The organism is Rathayibacter tritici (assembly GCF_001641005.1).
Taxonomy (GTDB): domain Bacteria; phylum Actinomycetota; class Actinomycetes; order Actinomycetales; family Microbacteriaceae; genus Rathayibacter; species Rathayibacter tritici.
This window is the reverse complement of sequence record NZ_CP015515.1, coordinates 775568-799970: the sequence shown is the minus strand read 5'-3', so window position 1 is coordinate 799970 and position 24403 is coordinate 775568. Positions and strand designations below refer to the sequence as shown.

Below are 24403 nucleotides of genomic sequence, written 5' to 3'. Positions count from 1 at the left end.
CCCGCCACCGCGAGAGGGCCCGTGCTGCACAGTACGGGCCCTCTCGCGTGTTCGGAGTCGTCGCCGGCCGAGCGGTCGGCGCCTACTCGGACGCGGCGCGGAGCTTCGATACCTCGTAGAGCGCCACCGACGCCGCGATTCCCGCGTTGAGGGATTCCGTGGCGGAGCTGATCGGGATGGAGACGACAGCGTCGCACTGCTCGGTGACGAGGCGGGACAGACCCTTCCCCTCGCTGCCGACGACGACGAGGAGCGGGCGGTCGGCCAGTTCAAGGCCGGGCAGCGACACGTCGCCGTCACCGTCGAGGCCGATCACGAAGACGCCGTCGCGCTTGAAATCCTTGATCATTGCCGTGAGATTCGAGGCCATCGCGACGGGGATGCGGGCCGCGGCGCCGGCGGAGGTCTTCCAGGCGGCCGAGTTCAGGCCGACCGAGCGGCGCTGCGGGACGATGACGCCCTGTCCGCCGAACGCGGCGACCGAGCGGATGATCGCCCCGAGATTGCGCGGGTCGGTGATCCCATCGAGAGCGACGAAGAGGGGGACGGCTCCGCGGGAGACGCTGCGCTCGAGCAGGTCGCTCGGGTGCGCGTACTCGTAGGGAGGCACCTTGAGGACGAGGCCCTGGTGCACCGAGTCCGGGCCGGCCAGGCGGTCGAGTTCGGGGCGCATGATCTCGAGCACGGGCAGGCCGCGTGCGGTGGCGATCGTGAGCGCCTCCTTGACCCGGTCGTCCATCTCGATGCGGGTCGCCAGGTACAGGGTTGTCGCCGGGATGCTGGCGCGCAGTGCCTCGAGGACGGAGTTGCGGCCGGTCACCATCTCGAACTCGTCGCCGCTCTTGGGTCGGCGCGAGGGCGCCGGGCGTCCCTGTCCGCGGGCAGCCGCCGAGAGCGCTCCTCCGGGCCTCCCCTTGCCGCCGGCGGCGACGAAGCGCTCGCGTGCGAGCTTCGCCTTACCGGCGGGGTGGTAGGGCCGGTCCTCCGCCTTGGGCGTGGGCTTCTTGCCCTCAAGGGCTTGCCTGCCCTGACCGCCGGATCCGACGGCCTTGCCCTTGCTCTTCTTTCGGACCGCTCCGGGGCGGCCGGGCTTATTCGCCATCGAGACTCCAATGCGCACCCGTCTGGGTGTCTTCGATCGTGATTCCCGCCGCGGCGAGATCGGTTCGGATGCGGTCGGCGCTCGCCCAGTCGCGCTGCTCCCGCGCGGTCTGGCGCTCGGCGACCAGGCGATCGACCAGCACGCTGAGCGCCCGGTACGAGGGTTCGTCGTCAGAGCGCGCCCACTCGGGCGCCTCGGGGTCGATGCCAAGCACGGCCGCCATTGCCAGCACCTGGGTGCGCAGGGCCGACACCGAGCCGAGGTCCTCGGCGTCGAGGGCGGCGTTGCCGGCTCGGACGGTCTCGTGCAGGACGCCGATGGCCTGCGGCACGGACAGGTCGTCGTCCATCGCCGCGGCGAACTCCTCCGGCACTAGCGGCTCGCCGAGTGCGGCGAATCGCGTGCCGTCCAGTCGCCTGCGGGAGCGGTCGAGGAAGCCCTCGATCCGCTCCAGCGCCGCCTCGGCCTCCTCGAGCGCCCCGTCGTGGAACTCGAGGGTGGAGCGGTAGTGGGCCGAGCCAAGGTAGTAGCGGACGACGAGCGGGCGAGCTGCGTCGAGCAGCTCGGAGGCGTAGACGGAGTTACCGAGCGACTTGCTCATTTTTTGGCCGGCGACGGACACCAGCCCGTTGTGCAGCCAGTAGCTGGCGAAGGCGTGGCCGGCGGCACTGGACTGGGCGAGCTCGTTCTCGTGGTGCGGGAAGCGCAGGTCGAGACCGCCGCCGTGAATGTCGAACTGGGTGCCGAGGTACTTCGTCGACATCGCCGAGCACTCGATGTGCCAGCCGGGGCGACCCACTCCCCACGGCGAGGCCCAGGCGGCCGACTCGGGCTCCTGGGGCTTCGCGCCCTTCCAGAGGGCGAAGTCGTGCGGGTCGCGCTTGCCGCGCGGGTCGGCGTCGCTCGCCGCCTCCATGCTCTCCAGACGCTGGTGGGTGAGCGCGCCGTAGTCGGGCCAGGAGCGGGTGTCGAAGTAGACGTCGCCGGAGTCGTCGGGCGCCGGATAGGCGTGGCCGCGCTCGATCAGCGTCTGGATGAGCGTGATCATCTCGGCGATACTCGCGGTCGCGCGTGGCTCGTAGGTGGGCGGAAGAATGCCGAGGGCCGTGTACGCGGCGGTGAAGTCGAGCTCGACGCGGTAGGCGAGCGCCCACCACTGCTCGGACGGGGCACCCTCGGGGACGCGGCGCCGCGACTCCTCGGCGATGGCGAGGATCTTGTCGTCGATGTCGGTGACGTTGCGCACCAGGGTGACCCGGTAGCCACGGTAAACGAGCCAGCGGCGCAGCTGGTCGTAGGCGAGAGCTGAGCGCAGGTGCCCGATGTGGGGCGAGGACTGCACGGTGGGTCCGCAGACGTACATCCCGACCTCGTTTTCGCGGAGGGGGACGAAATCGACGAGGGCCTGGGCCTTCGAGTCATGCAGTCGCAGAGTCACGCGGGCGAGTTTACCGGGAGCTCGGCTCCGGGCCGGGTCGGCGGCATCGCCTGGGGACTACCGGGCGATCGCGGCGCTGGGGAGGACGAGTGCCGTCGCGGTCGCGGCGACCCCCTCGCCTCGCCCGGTGAAGCCCAGCGTGTCGGAGGTAGTGGCGGCGACGCTGACAGGAGCGCCGAGCAGCTCCGACAGCACATGCTGCGCCTCGTCCCGCCGCGGCGAGAACCTCGGTCGGTTGCCGATGAGCTGCACCGAGACGTTCCCGATCCTGAAGCCCGCGGCCTCGACCAGCTCCCGGGTGGCGCGGAGGAAGACCTCGCCGTGGGCGTCGGCGAAGCGGGGATCCGCCGTACCGAAGCGGGAGCCGATGTCGCCCAGGCCCGCTGCGGCGAGCAGTGCGTCGCAGATCGCGTGGGCGACCGGATCCCCGTCGCTGTGCCCGGAGAGGCCCCGCTCCCCCGGCCAGTGCAGCCCGGCGAGCCAGAGTGGCGAAGCGTCGTCGAAAGCGTGGACGTCAGTGCCGATACCCACCCGCGGCACCACGACGGCAGGCGGCGGCGCGAGTACCTGCTCCGCTCGGGCGAGGTCCCAGGGGGTGGTGATCTTGAAGGCGAGGGGGTCGCCGACGACGACAAGGGAGTCGGCGCCCCGGGAGGCCAGCAGCGCCGCGTCGTCGGTGAACTCCTCCTCCGCGGCGGCGTAGGCCTCCTCGAGCAGAGCGCGCGGGAAGCCCTGCGGCGTCTGCACCGCCGCGAGCTCCGAGCGGTCGACGGTGCCGACGACGCCGCCGTCGGCACGGATGCGCTTGATGGTGTCGGTGACCGGCAGGGCGGGAATGACTCCACTGCCTGTCGCGCGGACGGCCGCGATGACCCGCTCGAACTGGTCGACGGGTGTGAGGGCGCGGGCGGCGTCGTGCACGAGCACTGTATCGATCGACGGGGAGAGCGCACGCAGGCCCCGCCCGACCGACTCCTGACGGCTCGCACCGCCCGCCACAACGGTCACGGTCCCGGAGGCGGCCCCAGCGCCGCGGGCCAGAGCGATGGTCTCCTCCACAAGGGCCGCAGGCGCTACGACGATGATCTGCACCGGCTCGGCGAGAAGGAGCACGGTCCGCAGGCTGCGCTCGAGGATCGTCGTGCCCGCGCACTCGACGTAGGCCTTGGGTCGCCCGCGCCCGAGCCGCGTGCCGCTGCCCGCAGCGACCACGACGACGGCCGCAGTGGGGACCGCGGTGGGCGCGGCGGGGACGGCGCCGGGCGTGTTCAGGATGCGAGGACCTCGTCGAGAAGCGCGGATGCTGCGTCCTCGTCGGTCTTCTCGGCGAGAGCCAACTCGGAGACGAGGACCTGCCGTGCCTTCGCGAGCATGCTCTTCTCGCCCGCGGAGAGGCCGCGATCACTGTCTCGGCGGGTGAGGTCGCGGACGACCTCGGAGACCTTCACGACATCGCCTGAGCCGAGCTTCTCGAGGTTGGCCTTGTAGCGGCGCGACCAGTTGGTCGGCTCCTCGACCACCTCGGCGCGCAGTACCTCGAATACGCGGTCGACGCCCTCGCGGCCGATGACGTCACGCACGCCCACCAGATCGACGTTGTCGGCCGGCACTTCGATGACGAGGTCGCCCTGGGCGACTCGGAGCTTCAGGTACGTCTTCTCCTGGCCCTTGATCAAGCGGGTCTTCACCTCGGCGATCGTGGCGGCTCCGTGATGGGGATAGACGACCGTCTCTCCGACCTCGAACTGCATGCGACGTCCTTTCAGCGGCGGAAAGATTATCATGCGCGCCCGGGGGACGGGAGTCCGGACGGGCGGGGCCGCAGTGCTCGCTACGCTAGCCTGGTGTCGGCTCGTGCACAGTGAAGTCGCCCTGTCCGGGGCGTTCGGGGCCGACGATCTGGAGGTTCCTGTGAAGGCGCGTATCGCTGCATCCGTCGTTCTCGCGGTCGGCGTCGCCCTCGCTACCGCCGGCTGCAACCTCGTCGCTGAGCAGGCGACGCGCAAGATCTACGACCCGAGTGACGGCGTGGGTGCGACGATCGGCGATCTCGCCATCCGCAACGCGATGATCGTCTCGGACGACGGCGAGGCCGGCACGCTGATCGTGACGCTCGTCAATTCCACCGATGAGGTACTGAGCGTCGAGGTGCAGTTCGAGGGCTCCGCGGGCCGCACGAGCGACACCGTGGACGCCGTGCCCGGTCGGACCGAGGTCCGCCCCGACAGCACCGAGGCGGTCCAGATGGACGGTATCGACGCCGTCCCGGGCAGCCTCCTCCCCGTCTACTTCCAGTACGGCTCCGAGCAGGGCAAGGAGCTCCTTGTCCCCGTCCTGACCAGCGCCCTCGAGGCCTACTCGACGCTCACTCCCGCGCCCACCCCGACGCCGACTCGCACCCCCACGGCCGACCCCGCCCGGACCGCCCTCCCCACCCAGTCCGCCGAGCCCGGCGCCGACGCTCCCGCCGCGCAGTAGCCCCCCACGTCGAGGGCCGTCCACCCCGGTGTGCTGCCCGCCGTCCGCCCCCGGCTCGTCGCGCAGCGACGGCCCCACCCCGGCTCGTCGCCCAGCGACGCCCCCTCCCGGCTCGTCGCCCAGCGACGCCCCCTCCCGGCTCGTCGCCCAGCGACGGCCCCCCCCGGCTCGTCGCGCAGCGACGGCCACCCCCCTTCCACCAGAGGGGATCGCGGGTCCTGGCGGGGTGAGCTGCAAGGCGGAGGAGGGCGCGATACCAGCGGTATCGCAACCGACGACAACGCCGCAGATCACCCCGCCAGGGCCCGCGATCATGCGTCGAAGCGGTAGCCGAGGCCGCGGACAGTAACCAAAAGCACCGGCTCCTTCGGTGTCTTCTCGATTTTGGAGCGGATGCGTTTCACGTGGACGTCGAGCGTCTTCGTGTCGCCGAAGTAGTCGCTGCCCCAGACCCGGTCGATGAGTTGGCCGCGGGTGAGGACACGGCCGGCGTTGCGGAGCAGCATTTCGAGGAGCTCGAACTCCTTGAGCGGCATCGGGGTTTCGGTGCCGTCGACTTCAACCGTGTGGCGTTCGATGTCCATGCGGACGGGGCCGGCGACGACGATCCGTTCCTCTCCGGGTTCTTCCGTGCGGCGGCGGAGGACGGCGCGGATGCGGGCGAGCAGCTCGCGGGTCGAGTAGGGCTTGGTGACGTAGTCGTCCGCGCCGAGTTCGAGGCCGACGACGATGTCCACTTCGGAGTCCTTCGCGGTGACCATGATGATCGGGACGGAGGAGCGGGTGCGGATCTCGCGGCAGACCTCCGTGCCGGGCATGCCGGGCAGCATGAGGTCGAGGAGGATCAGGTCGTAGTCGCCGTCGTCGAAGGCCGCGACGGCGCGGTTGCCGTCCTCGGCGACCGTGACGTCGTAGCCCTCGCGTTCGAGCAGGTAGCTGAGGGGCTCGCTGAGGGCGCTCTCGTCCTCGACGAGCAGGATGCTGGTCACGCGTGTTCTCCTATCGGGGCGGCCGCCGCGAGGGGCGTTCTGGTCGGGTCTGTTTCGGGGAGTCGGATAGTGAAGGTGGAGCCGCGTCCGGGCTTGGACCAGACGCGGACATCTCCTCCGTGGTTCTGCACAGCGTGCTTGACGATGCTGAGCCCCAGGCCGGTGCCGCCCGTGTGGCGAGAGCGGGCCTGGTCGACGCGGTAGAAGCGCTCGAAGACGCGGTCGAGGTCCTCCTCAGGAATGCCTATGCCCTGGTCGGTGACGGCGATCTCGACGACGCCGCCGGTTGAACGCACGCCGATTCCCACCCGGGAGCCGGCGGGCGAGTACTGAATGGCGTTCGCGAGGAGGTTGTGCAGCGCCGAGACGAGCATCTTCTCCTGACCGACGACGTATGCCTTCTTCATTCCGCCCTTGACCAGGGTGACGTTGTGCGACTCCGCCAGCACATGGGTGGTCTCGAGCGCCGCGGTCACGATGTCGTCGACGCGGAGGACGTCGGCCGAACCGGCCACGTCGGCGGCCTGGAGGCGGGAGAGCTCGATGATCTCCCGGGTGATCTTCGCGAGGCGGTGCGACTCCTGGGTCAGCCGGTGGGCGAAGCGGCGCACCTGCTGGGGGTCCTCGGCGGCGGAGTCGAGGGCTTCGGCGAGCAGGCCGACCGCGCCGATCGGGGTTTTCAGCTCGTGGGAGATGTTGGCGACGAAGTCGCGTCGAACGGCCTCGAGTCGGCGTGCCTCAGTGTGGTCCTCGGCGATGACGAGGACGTAGCGGGAGCCGAGGCGGGTCGCGTGCACGACGAGGGTCACGGCGGCGTCGGACAGGGGGCTGGTGACGAGCTCCAGGTCCTGGACGATGTCGTCGCCGAAGCGACGGACGCGGTCGACGATAGCGACGAGGTCCGGGTGCAGCAGAGTGTCCTGCGAGACGAGGCCGAGGGCGAGCGCCCGGGTTGAGGCTTTGAGCACGTTGTGCGACGGATCCGTCACGAATGCGGGCGAGCCGACGGCGTCGATGATCGCCTCGATCCCCTCGGGGAGCCCGACCGTGATCACGTCCTGCGCGATGCGGCCTTGACGGGCGGCGAGGGTGAGCACGGTCGTCAGAAGAATCCCGATCGCGACACCGAGAACGAGCGACAGAACCACGATCAAGCCCGAATCCACGGACCCAGGCTAACCATCCACCGGCCGTCCCCTTACCGGGCACCTGCCGATCCTCCGGGGGTCGAGTACTGTTCAAGCGCCCGGCACCGTCCGTTAACCTGCCGTGGTCATCATGACTGCGCCTGCGCCTACCGAGTGCAGTCGCAGCGGCGTGCGAGGTGCTCGCCGCAGATCCGGCGCCGTCGTCCTCGTCGCCGTAGAGAGGGTCGAACACAGATGCGCGAAGTTTTCCAGCAGGAGCTGGCCGAGGTCCAGGAACGACTCGTCGAGATCTCCGGGCTCGTCGAGATCGCCATCGAGAAGGCGACGCAGGCGTTCAACCACTCCGATGTGACCCTCGCCGAGGAGGTCATCGCGAGCGACGCGCGCATCGACGAGCTGGCCATCAGCCTGGACGAGCTCGCCATCGACATCCTCGCCCGGCAGAACCCGGTTGCACGCGACCTGCGGATCGTCGTCTCGGCGCTGCGGATCAGCGCGTCGCTCGAGCGGATGGGCGACATCGCCGAGCACATCGCTCAGCTCTCGCGCTACCGCTTCCCGGACAAGGTGGTCCCAAAGAGCCTGCGCCCGACCTTCGTCGAGATGGGCCGGCTCGACGTGGTCGTTGCGCACAAGCTGACGGAGCTGCTGCGCTCGCAGGACCCCCGCATTGCGGAGGAGATCCGCGACGAGGACGACAAGATCGACGAACTACACGTCAGCGTCTTCGACAAGGTGCTCAGCGAGGCATGGAAGGGCCAGGCCGCCGACACCGTGGACGCGACTCTCGCCAGCCGCTACCACGAACGCTTCGCCGACCACGCCGTGTCGATCGCGAAGAAGGTCCAGTACCTGATCTCGGGCGACTGGGGCTGAGTTCGCCTGCCTGAACTTCGGCTCGTGAAAAGGGCTTCGGCTCGCAGGAATCATCTGATCCTGCGAGCCGAAGGTGTTTTTGCGAGCCGGAGATTGGGGGACGCGGACGGGGACGGCTACTTCGTGGCGCCCTGGGCGGCGACGGCGGCAGCACCGGCGGCGGCGGCCTCGGGGTCGAGGTAGCGCGCTTCGCCGACCGGCTCGAAGTTCTCGTCGAGCGTGTAGACGAGCGGGATCCCCGTCGGGATGTTGAGCTGGGCGATGTCCGAGTCCGAAATGCCGTCGAGAGTCTTCACCAGGGCGCGGAGCGAGTTGCCGTGCGCGGTGATCATGACGGTCTTGCCCGAGGCGAGGTCCGGCTTGATCTCGGACTCCCAGTAGGGCAGCATCCGCTCGATCACGAGCTTGAGCGACTCGGTGCGCGGCAGGGCGTCACCGAGCTCGGCGTAGCGCTCATCGTGCGCCTGCGAGTACTGGTCGTCGTCGGCGATCGGCGGCGGCGGGACGTCGAAGGAGCGGCGCCAGGTCTGGAACTGCTCGGCGCCGTACTCGGCGAGGGTCTGCGCCTTGTCCTTGCCCTGCAGCGCACCGTAGTGGCGCTCGTTGAGGCGCCAGGAACGCTTGACATCGATCCACAGACGGTCGGCGACCTCGAGGGCAATGTTCGCGGTCTGGATCGCACGGGTCTGACGCGAGGTGTAGACGATATCGGGGTGCAGACCCGCCTCGATCAGCAGCTCGCCGGCACGGGTCGCCTCCGCGACTCCCTGCTCGGTCAGCCGTACGTCGACCCAGCCGGTGAACAGGTTTTTCTGATTCCACTCGCTGTTGCCGTGGCGCACGAGGATGAGGGTGTAGGTCTCGGACATGCGTCCAGCTTAGAGGCGGCCCCCTCGCCGGCGAATACGCTGAAGGGCATGCCCATCGGAGCCGTCACCCGCGGAACGACGGGCACGAACCGCCTCCGCCGAGTCGACCGCCGGCTCGCCGAACTCCCCGTCCTGCAGAGCTCCCCCACGCCGCTCGTCGTCGACCTCGGCTTTGGTGCCAGCGCGGTCACCACCCTCGAGCTGCACCGACGCCTGGTCAGCACGGTGCCGGACGTGGAGGTGCTCGGCCTCGAGATCGAGCCGGCCCGTGTCGACACCGCCCGAAAGCAGCTCGCCCGGGTCCGGGAGGGAGGCACGGCCTTCCCCGCCGACGCGCGGGTGCACTTCGAGCGCGGCGGGTTCGAGGTCCCCCTGCCCGCGGGCCGGCGCGCGAGCATCATCCGCGCCTTCAACGTGCTGCGGCAGTATGACGAGGACGCGGTGGCCGCCGCCTGGGAAACGATGACCGTCAGGCTGCAGCCGGACGGCGTGCTGGTCGAGGGCACCTGCGACGAGATCGGGCGCATCTGCACCTGGATCGAGATCGGCCGGGAGGGTCCTCGCTCGCTGACCCTGTCACTCCGGCTCGCAGCGATCCCCTCGCCGATGACGGCAGCCGAGCGTCTGCCCAAGGCGCTCATCCACCGCAACGTCGCCGGCGAGGGGGTGCACGCCTTCCTCTCGGCTCTCGAGCGCGCGTGGACCCTCCACGCGCCGCTCGGTGTCTACGGTCCGAGTCAGCGTTGGATCGCGGCGATCCGCGATCTGCGCCGAGACTGGCCGATCCTCGACGGCCCGCGGCGCTGGCGCCTGGGTGAAGTGACGGTCGCCTGGGAGGCGGTCGCCCCCTCCTCCTGAACGCTAGGCGAGCGGCGGCAGTGCAGCGCGGGCCTCGGCCGGATCGGTGCCCGACGCTATGAGCAGGTCGACGACGAGCGGGCGGAGCAGGACCAGCACCGTCTTCTCGGCGAGCCGCGCCTCCGGGATCAACCGTTGAGGGTCGAGCGTGGTCGCGAGCAGCACGAGGTCTTGACGTGCGAGGGCGAGCAGTGACGGATCAGCGATTGCTCGGCCGAGCAGGGCGATGCCCGGTGCACACGCGGCGACCGCTCCGGCAAGCGCCGGCCGCGGGGCGGTATCGCCGACGAGGAAGTCGGTGCGGCGCGCGACGATGCGCAGATTCCGGGTCGCCAGATCGAGCGCGGCGAGCATGGTGGCCTGCCGGGCGAGCTCGCCGCGGTGCCGGCGAACGAACGGCGAGATCCGCGCGACCCCGATCGCCGAGTCGAGTGCTGCGGCCCAGCCGTCGATCAGGGGCTGCGTCCCTCGGACCCGGTCCAGGGCGACGGCGGAGGCGGAGGAGTCGCCCCGTCGGAGCGCGTCGGCCAGCTCCTCGACGGTGCGGCTGAGTGCGCTCATCAACCGGTGCGCCTCCGCCCGCGCCGTGCGCAGGGGCGGGCGGGGCACGATCGCCGTGCAGAGCAGCGCTGCGAGCCCGCCGATCAGGCCGTCGACACTGCGGGTGAACACTCCGCCATCCGGCTCGGGGAGGATCATCACCAGCATCGCCTGGGTGCCGGCGGCGACCGCGAACCCCGGCGAGGGCGAGAGCGCGCGTCCGAGGGTAAAGACAATGGCGAGCACCACCGCGAGCTGCCAGATCCCGCTCCCCCATACGAGCAGCAGGACCTCGCTCGCGGTAATACCGATCACCATCCCCGTCGCGGTCTCGGCCACCTGCTTGGGCCTCGTGTCGCGGGCCATGCCCAGGCTCGAGATCGTGACGGTCAGCGCCAGGACGGGCGAGGGATGCCCGAGCAGAACGTGCGCGACGGAGTAGGCGAGGGTCGCCGCGACCACGATCTGCAGCACCGCGGGCAGCGAGGCACCCGCGCGGGCGAGAGCCCGGGCCGGATTCAACCCGGGGGTGCGGAGGAGCGCGCGAAGCCGGCCGGCCGCTCGGCCCCGCTCGGCGGGTCCTGCGGCCACCATGCCGCGACCTACCTGGTCGTCGCCCCGAGGCGGGGCAGACGGGGCACGCCGGCCTCCGCTCCGGCGCCGGGTGGGACCACGACCTCCTGAGCCGCGGCGACCCGGGTCTCCCCCACGAGCACCGTCAGCTCGAGGTCGACGGGGACGCTCCGCTTGACGAGGGCGAGGGCGATGGGCCCGTCCTCGTAATGCCAGGCGCTGGAGGTGACGGTGCCGACCTCGACCGGCTCACCGCCCTTCACGGCCGTGACGACGTCTCCGTGCGCAGGCAACACCGAATCGGAGCCGTCGAGCTGCAGCAGCACCAGGCGGCGAGGCGGGTGGCCGAGGTTGTGCACCTTCGCCACCGTCTCCTGGCCCCGGTAGCAGCCCTTGGCGAGGTGCACGCTGGAACGGAGGAGGTCGAGCTCGTGCGGGATGGACCGCTCGTCGACCTCGGTCGCGTGGCGCGGACGCCAGGCGGCGATGCGCAGGGCCTCGAGGGCGTCCACTCCGGCGAGTGAGACCCCGGTGTCGGCGGCCGCGCCGAGTTGGTCGAGTGACGCCCTCGGCACCAGCACCTCACGGAGCGTCCACGCCGCTCCCGGGTGCTCGGCGGTGAGCGCGTACTGCCACCCTCCCGGCTGGACCTGCGACCACGGGTCGCTCCAGACGAGGGGAGTCTCGGCCAGGGACAGCGCGAGCGCGAGAGCCGTGCCGTCGCCGAGCGCCGCGAGTGTCGCGTACTCCGCGGTGCGATCGGCGACCTCGACGCGCAGCATGAAGCGCATCCGGTCGAGCCAGGCTGCCAGGCCCGCGGTCTCGTCGCGGTCGAGCAGAAGCCAGGCGGTCTCCCCGTCGTCGACGAGGCGGATGACGTGCTCGATTCGGCCCGTCGGATCGAGCAGAAGGGTTTCGGCGCTGGCGCGGGGGGCCAGGCGGGAGACGGCTTGGCTGGTGAGCGAGTCGATCCAGGTCAAACGGTCCGGGCCGGTGACCGTCACGACTCCGCGGCCGGAGAGATCGACGAGGGCGGTGCCGGCCGCGAAAGCCCGCTGTTCCCGGAAGGGCTCGCCGTAGTGGGCGGCGACCCCGGGTTCGGCGGCGCTGGTCGTGGCCACGGCGCCCGCGGCCGCGAGGAGCGGGGAGAAGGCGTCAGTCGACACGGGCGAGCCGTCCGGAGGAGTGGGTCCGCAGACCCTGCCCGAGGGCGGCGATGTCCCACGCCCAGAGCAGGTGATCATCGACCAGGCCGTAGAGCCGGGTCGCCGCGGCGTAGTCCTTCGCGGCGGCCGTGCGCATTACCGCATCGGTCGCCAGGTCGATCCGCGGCCCCTTGACCTGGCCGAGGTAGAGCTCGCTCACTCCGTCCGGGTGCACGAGCGAGACCTCGATGTCGAAGCCGCCGGCGGCGTTGCGCAGCGTCTCGACCGACTCCGCGTCCGGGAAGGCGGGAGCGCCGCGGCCGGGCAGCATCGCCGGGCCGGCGTCCGCGTCGGTGAGCGCGCGGCTGAGGCGCCAGTAGCCCATCTCGCTGACCAGAGGACGAGGCGCCTCGTCGGCGCCGTCCTCGATCAGCCAGGTGTACGAGCTGTAGTTGAGGTAGGGCAGCCCGTCGTAGCTGAAGCTGATGCGGTGGCCGAATTCGGCCTGCACGGAGTCGCCGCCGACGGCGTAATCGAGGACGCCGGAGCCCTCCCAGACACCGAGCAGCCAGGAGAGCGGGACGAGCTCGGGCGGGAGGCCCGATGGAAGCGAGATCACTCCGGCTCCGGGGCGGCTAGCTCTGGCCGCGGTAGAGCTTGTACACGATTACGCCGGAGACCCACGCGATGGCGAGGGAGGCGAGCCCGAGCAGACCGAGATAGAAGAGTTCCAGGGCGAGAAGCATGACTCCACCCTACCCGCCGGGTCCGACACCGGGGCGGGAGAGAGCGAGTGCCAGGCGGGCAGGAGGTGTTCAGGCGGGCAGGAGGAGAGCGATCCCGCTCGCAACCGCGATGAGGGCCATCGCCCCGACGATGCTCGTCATCGCGCGCAGCAGGTACCCCTCGGCGCGGGCCACGGCCAGCTGCACGGCGAAGGTCGCGAGCACACAGCCACCGAAGGTCAGCGCGAGCCAGAGCTGACGGGACTCCGCAGCGGAGACGGTCAACGTGACCGCGGAGCCCAGGAGCGCGAGCACCCAGACGACCCCGATGCCCACCCGATCCCTGCCCATCCCTCAATTGTGCCCCAGGGGGCCGCCTCTTCCAGCCCGCCGCTAGTATGGCGGGCAGACCAGTTCTGGAGGATCAGTGGCGCAGTTGTTGATACTGACCTCGGCGGGAGGCGCCGAGGTGCTCCCCGCGCTGGGGCTCCTCAGCCACCGGACCCGGCAGATCCCCGCGGAACCAGCCCAGCTCGTGAATGCTCCGAGCTGCGATCTGATCCTGGTCGACGCGCGGCAGGACCTCGCCAGCGCGAAGTCGCTCTGCAAGATCCTCACCACGACGGGCATCACCGTCCCCCTCATCCTGATCCTCACCGAGGGCGGTCTTACCGCGGTCTCGGCCGACTGGGGCGTCAACGACGTCATCCTTGACTCGGCCGGCCCCGCCGAGGTCGACGCCCGCATCCGCCTGGTGATCGGCCGCCTGGCGCAGGAGCAGTCGACCTCGCGCATCCAGGCCTCCGGCGTCGTGATCGACGAGGCCAGCTACTCCGCCAAAGTGCACGGGCGCCCGCTCGACCTCACCTTCAAGGAGTTCGAGCTCCTCCGCTTCTTCGCCACGCACCCCTCGCGCGTCTTCACCCGCGAGCAGCTGCTGAGCGAGGTCTGGGGCTACGACTACTTCGGTGGCACCCGCACGGTCGACGTGCACGTGCGCCGACTGCGCGCGAAGCTCGGCGATCTGGAGTCGCTGATCGGCACGGTCCGCAACGTCGGATACCGCTTCAACGTGTACGAAGAGGACAATGAGCGAGTCGCTCAACCTGTCCGTTGAGGACCTGGCCGATCCCGCCGTCTCGGCCGGCCTGCAGCACCTGATCGGCCGCGCCGCCTGGTTCGACCACCAGCCCCCGTTCAGCGATCAGACCCTCGTCGATGCCCGGACCGGCTCGCGCACTCTGCTCGTGGGCCTGCGCGCCGACGTGGTGGTGGCGGCCGCGATCCTCGGGCAAGGCGAGCTGGAGTTCGTCGTCGATCCGGAGTGGCGCGGGGTGGGCTTCGGTACCGCGACCCTCGAGCAGGTGCTCGCGAGCGGCCGCACCGGCCTGCTCGCGTGGGCGCACGGCGACCATCCGGTCGCCCGCGCGCTGGCGGCCTCGCACGGATTCGCTGCGGTGCGCACTCTCCTGCACCTTGAACTCGAGCCGCTCGCTGCACCAAAGGTCCGGGTCCCCGAGGGCGTCGTCCTCGCCGACGCGCGCGACCTCGATCCGGCCGAGTGGGTCGCTCTGAACGCGCGGGTCTTCGCCGCCCACCCTGAGCAGGGGCGGCTGACGGAGCAGGACCTGGCGGCCCGGCGCGCGGAGCCCTGGTTCGACGAGGGCGACTTCCTGCTGCTGCGCGATGCGGACGGGTCGCTGATCGGCTACGACTGGCTCAAGATCGAGCCCGGGTCCACGACCGGCGAGATCTACGTGCTGGGAGTCGCTCCGGAGGCGGCCGGCCGTGGACTCGGTCGCACGCTGCTCTCCGCGGGACTCGCGCGGATGCTGGAACGGGGCTGCACAACGGCAGACCTCTACGTCGAGGCCGAGAACCGCTCGGCGGTGGCGCTCTACCGCTCGCTCGGGTTCACGGATGCCTCCGTCGACGTGCAGTACCTGCAGCGGGCCGCGCCCGTGCGCTGAACCGGTGTGCGGAGCAAACACTCCTCCACAGGCCCTCCCCGGCCGTCGTTCATCCGGCATTCACGGCCCGCGGCGCGCAGTGGGCGGACGCGATGCCAGGATGGTCGCATGGACGGCGACAACCTGCTTCTCGAAGACGGCCTGAGCGATGACCTCGACGACGACTTCGACGACGAGGAGGAGCACTCGGACCCGCTCCTTCCCGACAATCGCTACCTCGACCGCGAGCTGAGCTGGCTCGCGTTCAACCAGCGTGTGCTCGAGCTGGCCGAGGACCCGCTGGTGCCGGCGCTCGAGCGGGCCAACTTCCTCGCGATCTTCTCGTCGAACCTCGACGAGTTCTTCATGGTCCGCGTCGCCGGCCTCAAGCGCCGCATCCTGACGGGTCTGGCCCTGCCGACCAACATCGGCCGCGTCCCCGTCGACGTACTGACCGACATCTCCGAGAAGGCGCATCTGCTTCAGCAGCGCCATTCCCGGGCGTTCAAGGAACTCGTCGAGCCCGCGCTGCGCGAGGGCGGCATCGACCTCGTCCGCTGGGACGAGCTGAGCGATGCCGAGCGGACGGTGCTCGACGACTACTTCTCGGCGCAGGTGTTCCCGGTGTTGATGCCCCTCGCGGTCGACCCGGCTCACCCGTTCCCCTACATCTCCGGCCTGTCGCTCAACCTCTCGGTGCGTGTTCGCAATCCCAAGACGCAGAAGGTCGAGTTCGCACGCCTCAAGGTTCCGCAGATGCTCCCGCGCTTCGTGCGGATCGCGGGGGTCGCGGCGCCGGGCGAGCCGATGCGGTTCATCTCCCTCGAGGACCTGATCGCCAACCAGCTGGACGACCTGTTCCCCGGCATGGAGATCCTCGACCACCACGTGTTCCGGGTGACCCGCAACGAGGACGTCGAGGTCGACGAGGACGAGACCGAGAACCTCATCAAGGCCCTCGAGAAAGAGCTGCTGCGTCGCCGGTTCGGCCCGCCCATCCGCCTCGAGGTGACCGACGACATGGACGACGAGACGCTGGGCCTGCTGGTGCGCGAGCTCGACATCACGACCCAGGAGGTCTACAAGCTCCCGGCTCCTCTCGATCTCAGCGGGCTCTTCAGCCTGCAGAAGATCGATCGGCCCGATCTGAAGTACCCCAACCACGTTCCGACGACGGCGGTGCAGCTCTCGCCGAGTGAGCCGAACCAGCGCCAGGACGTCTTCAAGGCCGTGTCGCGCGGTGACGTGCTGCTGCACCACCCCTATGAGTCCTTCGCGACCAGCGTGCAGTCCTTCCTCGAGCAAGCGGCCGCGGATCCGGACGTCCTCGCGATCAAGCAGACGCTGTACCGCACCTCGGGCGACTCCCCCATCGTGGAGGCGCTGATCGACGCGGCCGAGTCCGGCAAGCAGGTGCTCGCGCTGGTCGAGATCAAGGCGCGCTTCGACGAGCAGGCCAACATTTCGTGGGCGCGCAAGCTCGAGAAGGCGGGCGTGCACGTGGTCTACGGGCTCGTCGGGCTGAAGACGCACTGCAAGCTCGCGCTCGTCATCCGCCAGGAGAAGGGCGGGGTGCTCCGCCACTACTCCCACATCGGCACCGGCAACTACAACCCGAAGACCTCGCGCATCTACGAGGACCTCGGCCTGCTCACCGCCGACCCGGAGGTCGGCAAGGACCTCACCCGCCTGTTCAACGAGCTCTCGGGCTACGCGATCGAGAAGAAGTTCAAGCGTCTGCTCGTCGCGCCGCGGCACCTGCGCAAGGGGCTGCTGAAGCGGATCGCGGTCGAGACCGAGCACGCGCGCGCCGGGCGGCCCTCGGGCATCCGAATCAAGGTGAACTCGATCGTCGACGAGGCAGTGATCGACGCGCTCTACCGCGCCAGCCAGGCCGGCGTGCCGGTCGACGTCTGGGTCCGCGGCATCTGTGGCCTCAAGCCTGGGCAGGAGGGGCTCTCCGAGACCATCCGTGTGCGCTCGATCCTCGGCCGCTATCTGGAGCACTCCCGGATCTTCAGCTTCGTCAACGGCGGCGAGCCCGATGTCTTCATCGGCAGCGCCGACATGATGCACCGCAACCTCGACCGCCGCGTCGAGGCGCTGGTGCGGATCGTCGAGCCGGCGCACCTCAGCGAGATCGACGACATGTTCGAGCGGGCGATGGACGAGCGGACCGCCTCCTGGTGGCTCGGCTCGGACGGCGACTGGACGCGGCACCACCTGGACGCGGACGGCGCTCCGCTCGCCGACCTGCAGAACCAGCTGATGCAGCACATCAGCCATCGCAAGCGTGCGGCGACACGCTCCGCCAACCGGGCCTCCAGCCGCTGACACCGTGACGGCAACCGTCTACGCAGCAGGAGCGGTGTGCTGGCGGATCATCGAGGGTCGGCCGCACGTCCTCGTGATCCACCGGCCGCACCGCCGGGACGTGAGTCTTCCCAAGGGCAAGGTCGACGCGGGCGAGTCCCTCCCCGAGACGGCGGTGCGCGAGATCCGCGAAGAGACCGGCCTCACCGTGGCGCTCGGAGTACCGCTCGGCTGCACCGAGTACACGCTGCCGAGCGGGCGCCCGAAGGTGGTCTACTACTGGGCCGCGCAGGTGACCGAGAAGGCGGTCCTCGCCTCGGACTTCCTCCCCAATGACGAGGTCGAGGCGCTCGAGTGGGTCACCCTCAAGCGGGCGCGGACCTACCTCACCTATCCCCACGACGTCACGATCGTCGACGAGTTCGCCCGGATCGCCGCGAGCGGAGCACTCGAGACCTTCGCGATCCTGGTGCTGCGGCACGCGAAGGCCGTGCCCGCCTCATCGTGGGACGGGCGCGACTCCACTCGCCGCCTCACCGGGCGCGGCCGGATCGAGGCGGCTGCGGTCGCCCGGGCCCTCGCCGCCTGGCGGCCGCGCCGACTCGTCTCCAGCACCGCCAAACGCTGCCGGTCGACCATCGCCCCTCTCTCCGCTCTCGTGAAGAAACCGGTCACATTGCGCGACGACCTGAGCCAGGAGTCGCACGAGCACGGCACCGCCGATCTCCGGGCCCTTGTCGGCAAACGGGTCCGCGCGCGCCGCACCGCCGTGCTGTGCAGCCATCGGCCCGTCCTTCCCGAGATCCTGCGCGAGATCGCCCTCGCCACGGCGACTCCGCTCGGCGCCTACCTCGACGAGGCGGCCGCGCTGCCCACGGGCGGCTTCGCCGTCGTGCACCTCGCGACCAGCCACCCCGGCTCCGGCATCATCGCGATCGAGATGCACACGCCGCTGGGCTGACTCGCTCGGCCGGGCCGCGCTCGACGCTCCGCACCGGAGCCGCCGTCCCGTCACTCCGCGCTGCGTGACGCAGCCCCGTTCACCGCGCGTTCACCGAGCGGACGGTGCTAAGACACGACGTCTCCGTACTCTCGCTCGCGGGCTGCACCAGGCCCTGTTCTGTTGTCCACGCTTTCCTACCCCGAAAGGGATACTTGTGAGATTCTCGCGTCTCGGCCAGGCGGCCGTCGTCGCCGCCGTCGCAGCGATCACGCTGACCTCCTGCGCTGCCAACGAGGCACCGGCCGCAGGCGGCGGCTCCGGCTCCGGCTCCGCCACAACCTCCACGCTCTCAGGCACTATCACCGGCATCGGCTCGTCCGCTCAGGGCACCGCGCAGACCACCTGGGCCGCCGCGTTCCAGACCGCGAACCCCGACGTGACTGTCAACTACGACCCGCAGGGTTCAGGCGCCGGCCGGACCAACTTCATCAACGGCGCCGCTGACTACGCCGGCTCCGACTCCGCGCTCAAGGACGAGGAGCTCGCGGGCACCTTCGCCGCCTGCGCCCCCGACACCAAGGGAATCGACCTCCCGGTATACATCTCGCCGATTGCGGTCATCTTCAACGTGGAGGGTGTCGACGAGCTCAAGCTCGACGCGGCCACCATCGCAGGAATTTTCAAGGGCACCATCACGTCCTGGGACGCCCCGGAGATCAAGGCCCTGAACCCCGACGCGACCCTCCCGTCGGCGACCATCACCTCCGTGCACCGCTCGGACGACTCGGGCACAACACAGAACTTCACCGACTACCTCGCGGCCACCGCGAAGGACGTCTGGGACGCTCCTGCCGCCCAGACCTTCCCGTACTCCAGCGGTGACGGCGCCAAGGGCACCTCAGGTGTCGTCGACGCGGTCAAGAACGGGACCAACACGATCGGCTACGCCGACGAGTCCGGCGCCAAGGGCATGGACATGGCACAGCTGAAGGTGGGCAACGCGTTCTCGACCATCTCGGCCGACGGCGCCGCGGCAGTCGTCGCCGCCTCCCCCATCGCGGAGGGCCGCGAGGACAACGACCTCGCGATCACGATCGACCGCACCGGCACCGAGGCAGACGCCTGGCCGCTGGTTCTGGTCAGCTACCTCCTCGTCTGCCAGGAGTACGCGGACGCCGACAAGGGCGAGGTCGTCAAGGCCTACGCCGCCTACGTCGCGAGTGAGGACGGCCAGAAGGCCGCCGCCACTCAGGCCGGTTCCGCTCCTCTGAGTTCGGAGCTCGCCGGCACGGTCGCCACCGCGATCGAGTCGATCAAGTAATTCCACTGGCAGGGCCCGTCTCGCAGCACGATCCGCGGGACGGGCCCCGCCTGTGCCGGGCTCGACCCACCCGGACGCTCCCCTTCGCGCCTTAGCATCTCCCTGTGCGCCCCGCCGAATCACCTCGTCTGAAGAGAGTCCCCTGGAATGGCAACTGAGACCGTCGTCCGCCCGAAGGCGAAGGTGCGTGTCGGAGATCGGATCTTCTCGATCTCGACCGTCGCCGCCGGCTCCCTCATCCTCCTCGTCCTCGCAGCCGTCGCGATCTTCCTCATCGCGCAGTCGATCCCCGCGTTCACTGCGCCTGCCGACAGCCTCCCGGGCGACGCGACGAGCTTCTGGGCCTATGTCGGTCCCCTGGTCTTCGGCACAGTGTGGTCGGCGGTGATCGCCCTGGTGATCGCTCTGCCGCTCTCGATCGCGATCGCCCTGTTCATCTCGCACTACGCACCGCGCCGCGTGGCGATGGCCCTCGGCTACGTGGTCGACCTCCTCGCCGCCGTCCCCTCGGTGGTCTTCGGCCTCTGGGGCGCGACCGTGCTGGCTCCGATGGTGCAGCCGTTCTACCTCTTCCTGAACGTGAACATCGGCTGGTTCCCGCTCTTCGGTGGCCAGGCCTCGGGCACCGGCAAGACGATCCTCACCGCCTCCGTCGTGCTGGCCGTGATGGTCATCCCGATTATCACGGCGGTGTGCCGCGAGATCTTCCTCCAGGCCCCCCGCCTGCACGAAGAAGCGGCGCTCGCGCTCGGCGCGACTCGCTGGGAGATGATCCGGATGGCCGTCCTCCCCTTCGGCGCCCCGGGCATCGTCTCGGCGGCCATGCTCGGCCTCGGCCGGGCCCTGGGCGAGACGCTCGCCGTCGCGATGGTGCTCTCGCCCGCGACGGTCGTCTCCTTCCTCCTGCTCACCTCGCAGAACTCCAACACCATCGCCGCGAACATCGCGCTGCAGTTCCCGGAGGCGAGCGGAGTCGGCGTGAACGTGCTCGTCGCCTCCGGCCTGATCCTCTTCGTCATCACCCTCGTCGTGAACTCGGTCGCGCGGTTCATCGTCAACCGCCGCAAGGCCTTCTCGGGAGCCAACTGATGTCCGCCGCCACCACCTCGATGCCCTTCTCGCTGCAGGCGGGCAAGCTGCCCAAGGGCACCCCCTGGATGCTGCTTGTCGGCAGCTGGGTCGTCTTCGCCGCCGTCTTCCTGGTCCTCCAGGCCGCGGGGACGATGAACGATTTCAGTCTCGTCGGCGCGATCTTCTGGGGCACCGTCCTCTTCGACATCGCCATCTACGTGGTCTCGCGTCTCGTCGAGGGCGGCCGCAAGGCGATCGACCGCCTGGTGACCTCACTGGTCGCGACGGCCTTCATCATCGCGCTGCTCCCGCTGATCTCTCTGCTGTACACGGTCGTCTCCAACGGAGTCGCGCGCTTCGACCCACTGTTCTTCTCCTCCTCGATGCGCAACGTGATCGACGCAGGCGGCGGCGCCCTGCATGCGATCATCGGCACACTCGAGATCACGGCGATGGCCGCCCTGATCTCGGTGCCGATCGGCCTGCTCACCTCGATCTATCTCGTCGAGTACGGGCGCGGTCACCTCGCCCGCGCGATCACCTTCTTCGTCGACGTCATGACGGGCATCCCCTCCATCGTCGCGGGCCTGTTCGCCTACGCGCTCTTCGCGCTCGTCCTCGGCCCCGGCGTGCGGATGGGCTTCGCCGGCTCGATCGCCCTCGCCGTACTGATGATCCCCGTGGTCGTCCGCTCGTCGGAGGAGATGCTGAAGCTGGTTCCGAATGAGCTGCGCGAGGCCTCCTACGCGCTCGGCGTGCCGAAGTGGCTGACCATCGTCAAGATCGTGCTGCCGACCTCCATCGCCGGCATCACGACGGGCATCACCCTGGCGATCGCCCGCGTGATCGGCGAGACCGCGCCGCTGCTGATCGTCGCCGGCTTCACCGCCTCGATGAACTACGACCTCTTCAGCGAGCGGATGATGACCCTCCCGGTCTTCGTCTACACGCAGTACGCGAACCAGGGCCCCGACGCCGAGGCGTTCCTCAACCGCGCCTGGACCGGCGCGCTCGCTCTCATCCTGATCGTCATGGCACTGAACCTGATCGCCCGCCTGATCGCGAAGATTTTCGCCCCCAAGCTCGGCCGCTGACACCCACCACTCGGCTCCGGCCGGAATCCCCGAAGGAAGCAATGTCCAAGCGCATCGAGGTCAACGACCTCAACGTCTACTACAGCCAGTTCCTCGCGGTGGAGGGCGTCTCGCTCGCCATCGAGCCCCGCACGGTGACGGCCTTCATCGGCCCCTCCGGCTGCGGCAAATCCACCTTCCTGCGCACGCTCAACCGGATGCACGAGGTCATCCCCGGCGCGCACGTCGAGGGCGAGGTGCTGATCGACGGCAACAACCTCTACGGCCCGGGTGTGGACCCGGTGCAGGTCCGCCGCCAGGTCGGCATGGTCTTCCAGCGCCCGAACCCGTTCCCGACGATGTCCATCCGCGACAACGTGCTGGCCGGCGTCAAGCTCAACAACCGCCGCATCTCGAAGTCGGACGCGGATGCGCTCGTCGAGCGCTCGCTTCAGGGCGCGAACCTCTGGAACGAGGTGAAGGATCGATTGGACAAGCCCGGCTCCGGTCTCTCCGGCGGGCAGCAGCAGCGCCTGTGCATCGCTCGCGCGATTGCCGTCTCCCCTGATGTCCTGCTGATGGACGAGCCCTGCTCCGCCCTGGACCCGATCTCGACGCTTGCGATCGAGGACCTGATCGAGGAGCTCAAGAACGACTACACGATCGTGATCGTGACCCACAACATGCAGCAGGCTTCGCGCGTCTCCGACCGCACCGCGTTCTTCACCATTGCGGGCACCGGCAAGCCGGGCAAGCTGATCGAGTACGACGACACGGCGACGATGTTCTCCCGCCCCTCCGTCCAGGCGACGGAGGACTACGTCTCGGGGCGCTTCGGCTGATCCGCCGCACCGCCGACGAGCCGGATCCCTCCGGGTGCGGCTCGCCCCCAGGAACACGAAGAGCCGCACCCCGCGAAGGAGTGCGGCTCTTCTCGTCCTGATCGTCAGGCGATGTCGATATCGATCGCCAATATCGGGTCGGTGGTCGGAGTCGGCGATCCGCCGACGTCCTCGACTGTCACCGCGACCACTCCAGACTCGGTGAGGCTGCCCTCGAGCGGGGCGACCGTGCTCCCCGCTCCCCCGTCGAATGTGCCCGCAGCGACCGGACCGGATGAGCCGATGTACCAGAGCTCGTACGTCTTGTCCTTCGGCAGCGGAGCCAAATCGTCCACCACGAGGGCGGAACGGCCGAGCGAACTCGACCAGACCACCGTGGCCCGCTCACCGGTGGCGACCGTTCCCGTCGTCTCCTGCGCGTCGGGGGCCCTGCGGATCTGCTCGAGAGCCGACAGCTGCTGGGTCTGGCCGGGGCCGGAGGAGAGCAGGGGCGGGAGGGTCACCCCGCCGACCACAAGCACCGCGGCAGCTGCTGCCGCCGAGAGGTAGATCGCGGGCCGACCGAACCAGCGGCTCTGGGCCCGATTCGAGGCGCTGCCGCCGCTCTCCCCGCGAGCCGTCGGAGTACTCCGCTCGCCACCGCCGGCGACCGGGATCGCGCGCGGCGTGGCGGGCACCTCGTGGTCGTCGTCCGGCTCCTGGAGGGGCAGTTGCGGGGTCACGGCGATGAGCGCCATCAGGTCGGCCTTGAAGCCCGGCGAGGGCTCCACGGCGGGTGCGTTGGCGACGAGCGCCTCCGCCACCTCGGCGAACGCGTCGGCCTCGCCGCGCGCCTCCGGGTGCTCGGACAGGAAGCGCCCGTAGCGCTCCTGCTCCTCGGGCGTCAGGATGCCCAGTGCGTGACCCGCCGCGAGATCACGCGGGTCATCCGTCCCCTCAGGGAGTCGCACATCGTTCACAGGGCCACCCCCATTTCTTCTCGAAGTCTGATCATTCCGTCGCGCAGGCGTGTCTTGACGGTTCCCACGGGGCACTGCAGGATCCCCGCGATCTCGCTGTGCGAGTAACCGCCGTAGTAAGCGAGCTGCAGCGCCTGCCGCTGAAGCTCCGTCAGGCGGCCCAAGGCGGCCGCGACCTTCTCGTGCTCGAGGGACACCTCCGCCTGCTCGGAGACCTGGTCGTAGTCGCGTCCCAGGTCTCGGATTCCGATGCGCATGTCCCGGTCGCGGCCCGCCTGGGCCGCGCGAACCCGATCGATGGCCCTGCGGTGTGCCATCGTGAGGATCCAGGTCGTTGCGCTTCCTTTATTCGGAGCGAAACGTGCAGCGGTTTGCCAGATCTCGAGGAAGACCTCCTGGGCCACCTCCTCGGACTGGGAGCGGTCGACGAGGACGCGGGTGATCAGTCCGAGGACCCGGCCGGCCATCTGGTCGTAGAGCTCGGAGAAGGCGACCTGCTCTCCTCCGGCGATGCGCTCGAGAAGGACAGCCGCCTCCGCTGTGGTGTCATCCGTCATAAGCCCCGCCTCGCCCGCGCCCGGGCAGAAAGATTCCGCGTCATCCAGAAGGCTGTCACGGCGAGACCTGCTACGACGACCGACACCTCGATCGGATGCGTCACGAATCGGACATCCAGCGCCACGGTGCCCACCGGCACCAGGGCCGGATCACCCAGCCGAGGCGCCAGCCAGAGGGAGATGACGGCGACGGCCGCCGCGGTGATGCCCGGGTAGCTCCGCGGGCGGATGAGGACCCAGAGCCCCGCGAGCACGTCGAGACCCGCAAGGACGCGCATCACGGTGCCCTGCGAGAGGGAGACTCCGGCGGCGAACTGCGCCCCCTCGGCAGCATCGACGCTCGGGGCCGCGAGGAAGTAGAGCGCGGCGACCACGAGCAGGCCGGCCCCCGCCCAGACGCGCGCGCCGATCCGGAGAGCCCTGCTGTTCGTCATTCCGCTGGCGCCTGTCTGTGTCATTCCGCTGACGCCTGTCTGTGGGGACTCGGTCGAGGATGTCTCCTCCTGGGCCCTCACCTCGCGCACCGCGGCCGCGATGCGAGCAGAAGAGGGGCCGGACCGCAGAAACGCCTCTCGGCGCGAGGCCGCTCGAAGCGGCTATAAGTGGAGCCCGGGGTTACTGCGATCCGGCCATG

Annotated in this window: 25 protein-coding genes; 11 read left to right on the top strand and 14 right to left on the bottom strand. The window is 69.8% G+C overall.

Annotation, left to right across the window (positions count from 1 at the left end):
- Window positions 1–82: 82 nt before the first annotated feature.
- From rlmB to A6122_RS03755, 4 genes are read right to left on the bottom strand one after another with little or no spacing between them, the layout of a single operon-like run.
- Window positions 83–1102, bottom strand: coding sequence for a 23S rRNA (guanosine(2251)-2'-O)-methyltransferase RlmB (gene rlmB / locus A6122_RS03770; RefSeq protein WP_068251803.1), 1020 nt, complete (start codon window positions 1100–1102; stop codon window positions 83–85).
- Window positions 1092–2540, bottom strand: coding sequence for a cysteine--tRNA ligase (gene cysS, locus A6122_RS03765; protein WP_068251800.1), 1449 nt, complete (start codon window positions 2538–2540; stop codon window positions 1092–1094). The genes rlmB and cysS overlap by 11 nt, the downstream gene beginning before the upstream one ends.
- Window positions 2541–2597: 57 nt before the next feature.
- Window positions 2598–3812, bottom strand: coding sequence for a bifunctional 2-C-methyl-D-erythritol 4-phosphate cytidylyltransferase/2-C-methyl-D-erythritol 2,4-cyclodiphosphate synthase (locus tag A6122_RS03760; protein WP_068251797.1), 1215 nt, complete (start codon window positions 3810–3812; stop codon window positions 2598–2600).
- Complete coding sequence (locus A6122_RS03755) at window positions 3809–4291, bottom strand: CarD family transcriptional regulator (RefSeq protein WP_068251795.1); 483 nt, start codon at window positions 4289–4291, stop codon at window positions 3809–3811. The genes A6122_RS03760 and A6122_RS03755 overlap by 4 nt, the downstream gene beginning before the upstream one ends.
- A gap of 103 nt (window positions 4292–4394) precedes the next feature.
- Between A6122_RS03755 and A6122_RS03750 the strand changes: the two genes are divergently transcribed.
- Window positions 4395–5018, top strand: a complete 624-nt coding sequence (locus A6122_RS03750) for a DNA modification methylase (protein ID WP_146085068.1) — start codon at window positions 4395–4397, stop codon at window positions 5016–5018.
- 311 nt (window positions 5019–5329) lie between these two features.
- Here A6122_RS03750 and A6122_RS03745 read toward each other — a convergent pair whose 3' ends face one another.
- Together A6122_RS03745 and A6122_RS03740 are read right to left on the bottom strand one after the other, a co-directional pair.
- Window positions 5330–6007, bottom strand: a complete 678-nt coding sequence (locus A6122_RS03745) for a response regulator transcription factor (RefSeq protein WP_068251792.1) — start codon at window positions 6005–6007, stop codon at window positions 5330–5332.
- A complete protein-coding gene (locus tag A6122_RS03740) occupies window positions 6004–7173 on the bottom strand; it encodes a sensor histidine kinase (RefSeq protein WP_068251787.1) in 1170 nt (389 codons plus the stop codon). The genes A6122_RS03745 and A6122_RS03740 overlap by 4 nt, the downstream gene beginning before the upstream one ends.
- Before the next feature lie 216 nt (window positions 7174–7389).
- Between A6122_RS03740 and phoU the strand changes: the two genes are divergently transcribed.
- On the top strand, window positions 7390–8031 hold the full coding sequence (phoU, locus tag A6122_RS03735; protein WP_068251784.1) for a phosphate signaling complex protein PhoU: 642 nt from the start codon (window positions 7390–7392) through the stop codon (window positions 8029–8031).
- A gap of 116 nt (window positions 8032–8147) precedes the next feature.
- On the opposite strand, the gene A6122_RS03730 is transcribed toward phoU, so the two are convergent.
- A complete protein-coding gene (locus tag A6122_RS03730; protein WP_068251782.1) occupies window positions 8148–8900 on the bottom strand; it encodes a phosphoglyceromutase in 753 nt (250 codons plus the stop codon).
- Between the two features lie 48 nt (window positions 8901–8948).
- Between A6122_RS03730 and A6122_RS03725 the strand changes: the two genes are divergently transcribed.
- A complete protein-coding gene (locus A6122_RS03725; RefSeq protein ID WP_068251780.1) occupies window positions 8949–9758 on the top strand; it encodes a class I SAM-dependent methyltransferase in 810 nt (269 codons plus the stop codon).
- A 3-nt stretch (window positions 9759–9761) separates the two neighbouring features.
- Here the strand turns inward: A6122_RS03725 and A6122_RS03720 are convergent, their stop codons facing one another.
- The 4 genes from A6122_RS03720 to A6122_RS03705 form a co-directional block, all read right to left on the bottom strand.
- Window positions 9762–10892 (bottom strand): FUSC family protein, encoded by a 1131-nt coding sequence (locus A6122_RS03720; RefSeq protein WP_068251779.1) that lies wholly within the window; start codon window positions 10890–10892, stop codon window positions 9762–9764.
- Between the two features lie 8 nt (window positions 10893–10900).
- Window positions 10901–12037: a CAF17-like 4Fe-4S cluster assembly/insertion protein YgfZ gene (ygfZ, locus tag A6122_RS03715; protein WP_068251778.1), complete on the bottom strand. Its 1137-nt coding sequence runs from the start codon at window positions 12035–12037 to the stop codon at window positions 10901–10903.
- Window positions 12027–12635 carry a nitrobindin family protein gene (locus tag A6122_RS03710; RefSeq protein ID WP_068251777.1) on the bottom strand — a complete coding sequence of 203 codons (609 nt, stop codon included), beginning with the start codon at window positions 12633–12635 and terminating at the stop codon, window positions 12027–12029. Before A6122_RS03710 ends, ygfZ begins: the two co-directional genes overlap by 11 nt.
- Window positions 12636–12831: 196 nt before the next feature.
- On the bottom strand, window positions 12832–13092 hold the full coding sequence (locus A6122_RS03705) for a hypothetical protein (protein WP_068251775.1): 261 nt from the start codon (window positions 13090–13092) through the stop codon (window positions 12832–12834).
- 76 nt (window positions 13093–13168) lie between these two features.
- Between A6122_RS03705 and A6122_RS03700 the strand changes: the two genes are divergently transcribed.
- The 8 genes from A6122_RS03700 (at window position 13169) to pstB (ending at window position 22253) form a co-directional block, all read left to right on the top strand.
- Window positions 13169–13858 (top strand): winged helix-turn-helix domain-containing protein, encoded by a 690-nt coding sequence (locus A6122_RS03700; RefSeq protein ID WP_068251774.1) that lies wholly within the window; start codon window positions 13169–13171, stop codon window positions 13856–13858.
- A complete protein-coding gene (gene mshD, locus A6122_RS03695; RefSeq protein WP_068251770.1) occupies window positions 13830–14711 on the top strand; it encodes a mycothiol synthase in 882 nt (293 codons plus the stop codon). The genes A6122_RS03700 and mshD overlap by 29 nt, the downstream gene beginning before the upstream one ends.
- 108 nt (window positions 14712–14819) lie before the next feature.
- Window positions 14820–17024: an RNA degradosome polyphosphate kinase gene (locus tag A6122_RS03690; RefSeq protein WP_068251766.1), complete on the top strand. Its 2205-nt coding sequence runs from the start codon at window positions 14820–14822 to the stop codon at window positions 17022–17024.
- A 4-nt stretch (window positions 17025–17028) separates the two neighbouring features.
- Complete coding sequence (locus tag A6122_RS03685; RefSeq protein WP_068251763.1) at window positions 17029–17964, top strand: NUDIX hydrolase; 936 nt, start codon at window positions 17029–17031, stop codon at window positions 17962–17964.
- A 196-nt stretch (window positions 17965–18160) separates the two neighbouring features.
- Window positions 18161–19267: a phosphate ABC transporter substrate-binding protein PstS gene (gene pstS / locus A6122_RS03680; RefSeq protein WP_068251761.1), complete on the top strand. Its 1107-nt coding sequence runs from the start codon at window positions 18161–18163 to the stop codon at window positions 19265–19267.
- A gap of 147 nt (window positions 19268–19414) precedes the next feature.
- On the top strand, window positions 19415–20356 hold the full coding sequence (gene pstC, locus A6122_RS03675) for a phosphate ABC transporter permease subunit PstC (protein ID WP_068251758.1): 942 nt from the start codon (window positions 19415–19417) through the stop codon (window positions 20354–20356).
- Window positions 20356–21432: a phosphate ABC transporter permease PstA gene (pstA, locus tag A6122_RS03670; protein ID WP_068251756.1), complete on the top strand. Its 1077-nt coding sequence runs from the start codon at window positions 20356–20358 to the stop codon at window positions 21430–21432. The genes pstC and pstA overlap by 1 nt, the downstream gene beginning before the upstream one ends.
- A gap of 41 nt (window positions 21433–21473) precedes the next feature.
- Complete coding sequence (gene pstB, locus A6122_RS03665; protein WP_068251753.1) at window positions 21474–22253, top strand: phosphate ABC transporter ATP-binding protein PstB; 780 nt, start codon at window positions 21474–21476, stop codon at window positions 22251–22253.
- A 104-nt stretch (window positions 22254–22357) separates the two neighbouring features.
- On the opposite strand, the gene A6122_RS03660 is transcribed toward pstB, so the two are convergent.
- Genes A6122_RS03660 through A6122_RS03650 form a run of 3 tightly spaced genes read right to left on the bottom strand, consistent with a single transcriptional unit; the run spans window position 22358 to window position 24203 of the window.
- Window positions 22358–23212: an anti-sigma factor gene (locus tag A6122_RS03660; protein WP_084415794.1), complete on the bottom strand. Its 855-nt coding sequence runs from the start codon at window positions 23210–23212 to the stop codon at window positions 22358–22360.
- Window positions 23209–23769 carry an ECF RNA polymerase sigma factor SigK gene (gene sigK / locus A6122_RS03655; RefSeq protein ID WP_068251750.1) on the bottom strand — a complete coding sequence of 187 codons (561 nt, stop codon included), beginning with the start codon at window positions 23767–23769 and terminating at the stop codon, window positions 23209–23211. The genes A6122_RS03660 and sigK overlap by 4 nt, the downstream gene beginning before the upstream one ends.
- Window positions 23766–24203, bottom strand: a complete 438-nt coding sequence (locus A6122_RS03650) for a hypothetical protein (RefSeq protein WP_068251746.1) — start codon at window positions 24201–24203, stop codon at window positions 23766–23768. The genes sigK and A6122_RS03650 overlap by 4 nt, the downstream gene beginning before the upstream one ends.
- Window positions 24204–24403 lie beyond the last annotated feature (200 nt).

What these genes read in the sequence shown, in the direction of transcription:
- rlmB (WP_068251803.1), bottom strand. Translation starts at nt 1,102, where the DNA reads ATGGCGAATAAGCCCGGCCGCCCCGGAGCGGTCCGAAAGAAGAGCAAG.
- A6122_RS03755 (WP_068251795.1), bottom strand. Translation starts at nt 4,291, where the DNA reads ATGCAGTTCGAGGTCGGAGAGACGGTCGTCTATCCCCATCACGGAGCC.
- phoU (WP_068251784.1), top strand. Translation starts at nt 7,390, where the DNA reads ATGCGCGAAGTTTTCCAGCAGGAGCTGGCCGAGGTCCAGGAACGACTC.
- A6122_RS03730 (WP_068251782.1), bottom strand. Translation starts at nt 8,900, where the DNA reads ATGTCCGAGACCTACACCCTCATCCTCGTGCGCCACGGCAACAGCGAG.
- A6122_RS03725 (WP_068251780.1), top strand. Translation starts at nt 8,949, where the DNA reads ATGCCCATCGGAGCCGTCACCCGCGGAACGACGGGCACGAACCGCCTC.
- A6122_RS03720 (WP_068251779.1), bottom strand. Translation starts at nt 10,892, where the DNA reads ATGGTGGCCGCAGGACCCGCCGAGCGGGGCCGAGCGGCCGGCCGGCTT.
- A6122_RS03705 (WP_068251775.1), bottom strand. Translation starts at nt 13,092, where the DNA reads ATGGGCAGGGATCGGGTGGGCATCGGGGTCGTCTGGGTGCTCGCGCTC.
- mshD (WP_068251770.1), top strand. Translation starts at nt 13,830, where the DNA reads ATGAGCGAGTCGCTCAACCTGTCCGTTGAGGACCTGGCCGATCCCGCC.
- A6122_RS03690 (WP_068251766.1), top strand. Translation starts at nt 14,820, where the DNA reads ATGGACGGCGACAACCTGCTTCTCGAAGACGGCCTGAGCGATGACCTC.
- pstC (WP_068251758.1), top strand. Translation starts at nt 19,415, where the DNA reads ATGGCAACTGAGACCGTCGTCCGCCCGAAGGCGAAGGTGCGTGTCGGA.
- pstA (WP_068251756.1), top strand. Translation starts at nt 20,356, where the DNA reads ATGTCCGCCGCCACCACCTCGATGCCCTTCTCGCTGCAGGCGGGCAAG.
- pstB (WP_068251753.1), top strand. Translation starts at nt 21,474, where the DNA reads ATGTCCAAGCGCATCGAGGTCAACGACCTCAACGTCTACTACAGCCAG.
- sigK (WP_068251750.1), bottom strand. Translation starts at nt 23,769, where the DNA reads ATGACGGATGACACCACAGCGGAGGCGGCTGTCCTTCTCGAGCGCATC.
- A6122_RS03650 (WP_068251746.1), bottom strand. Translation starts at nt 24,203, where the DNA reads ATGACGAACAGCAGGGCTCTCCGGATCGGCGCGCGCGTCTGGGCGGGG.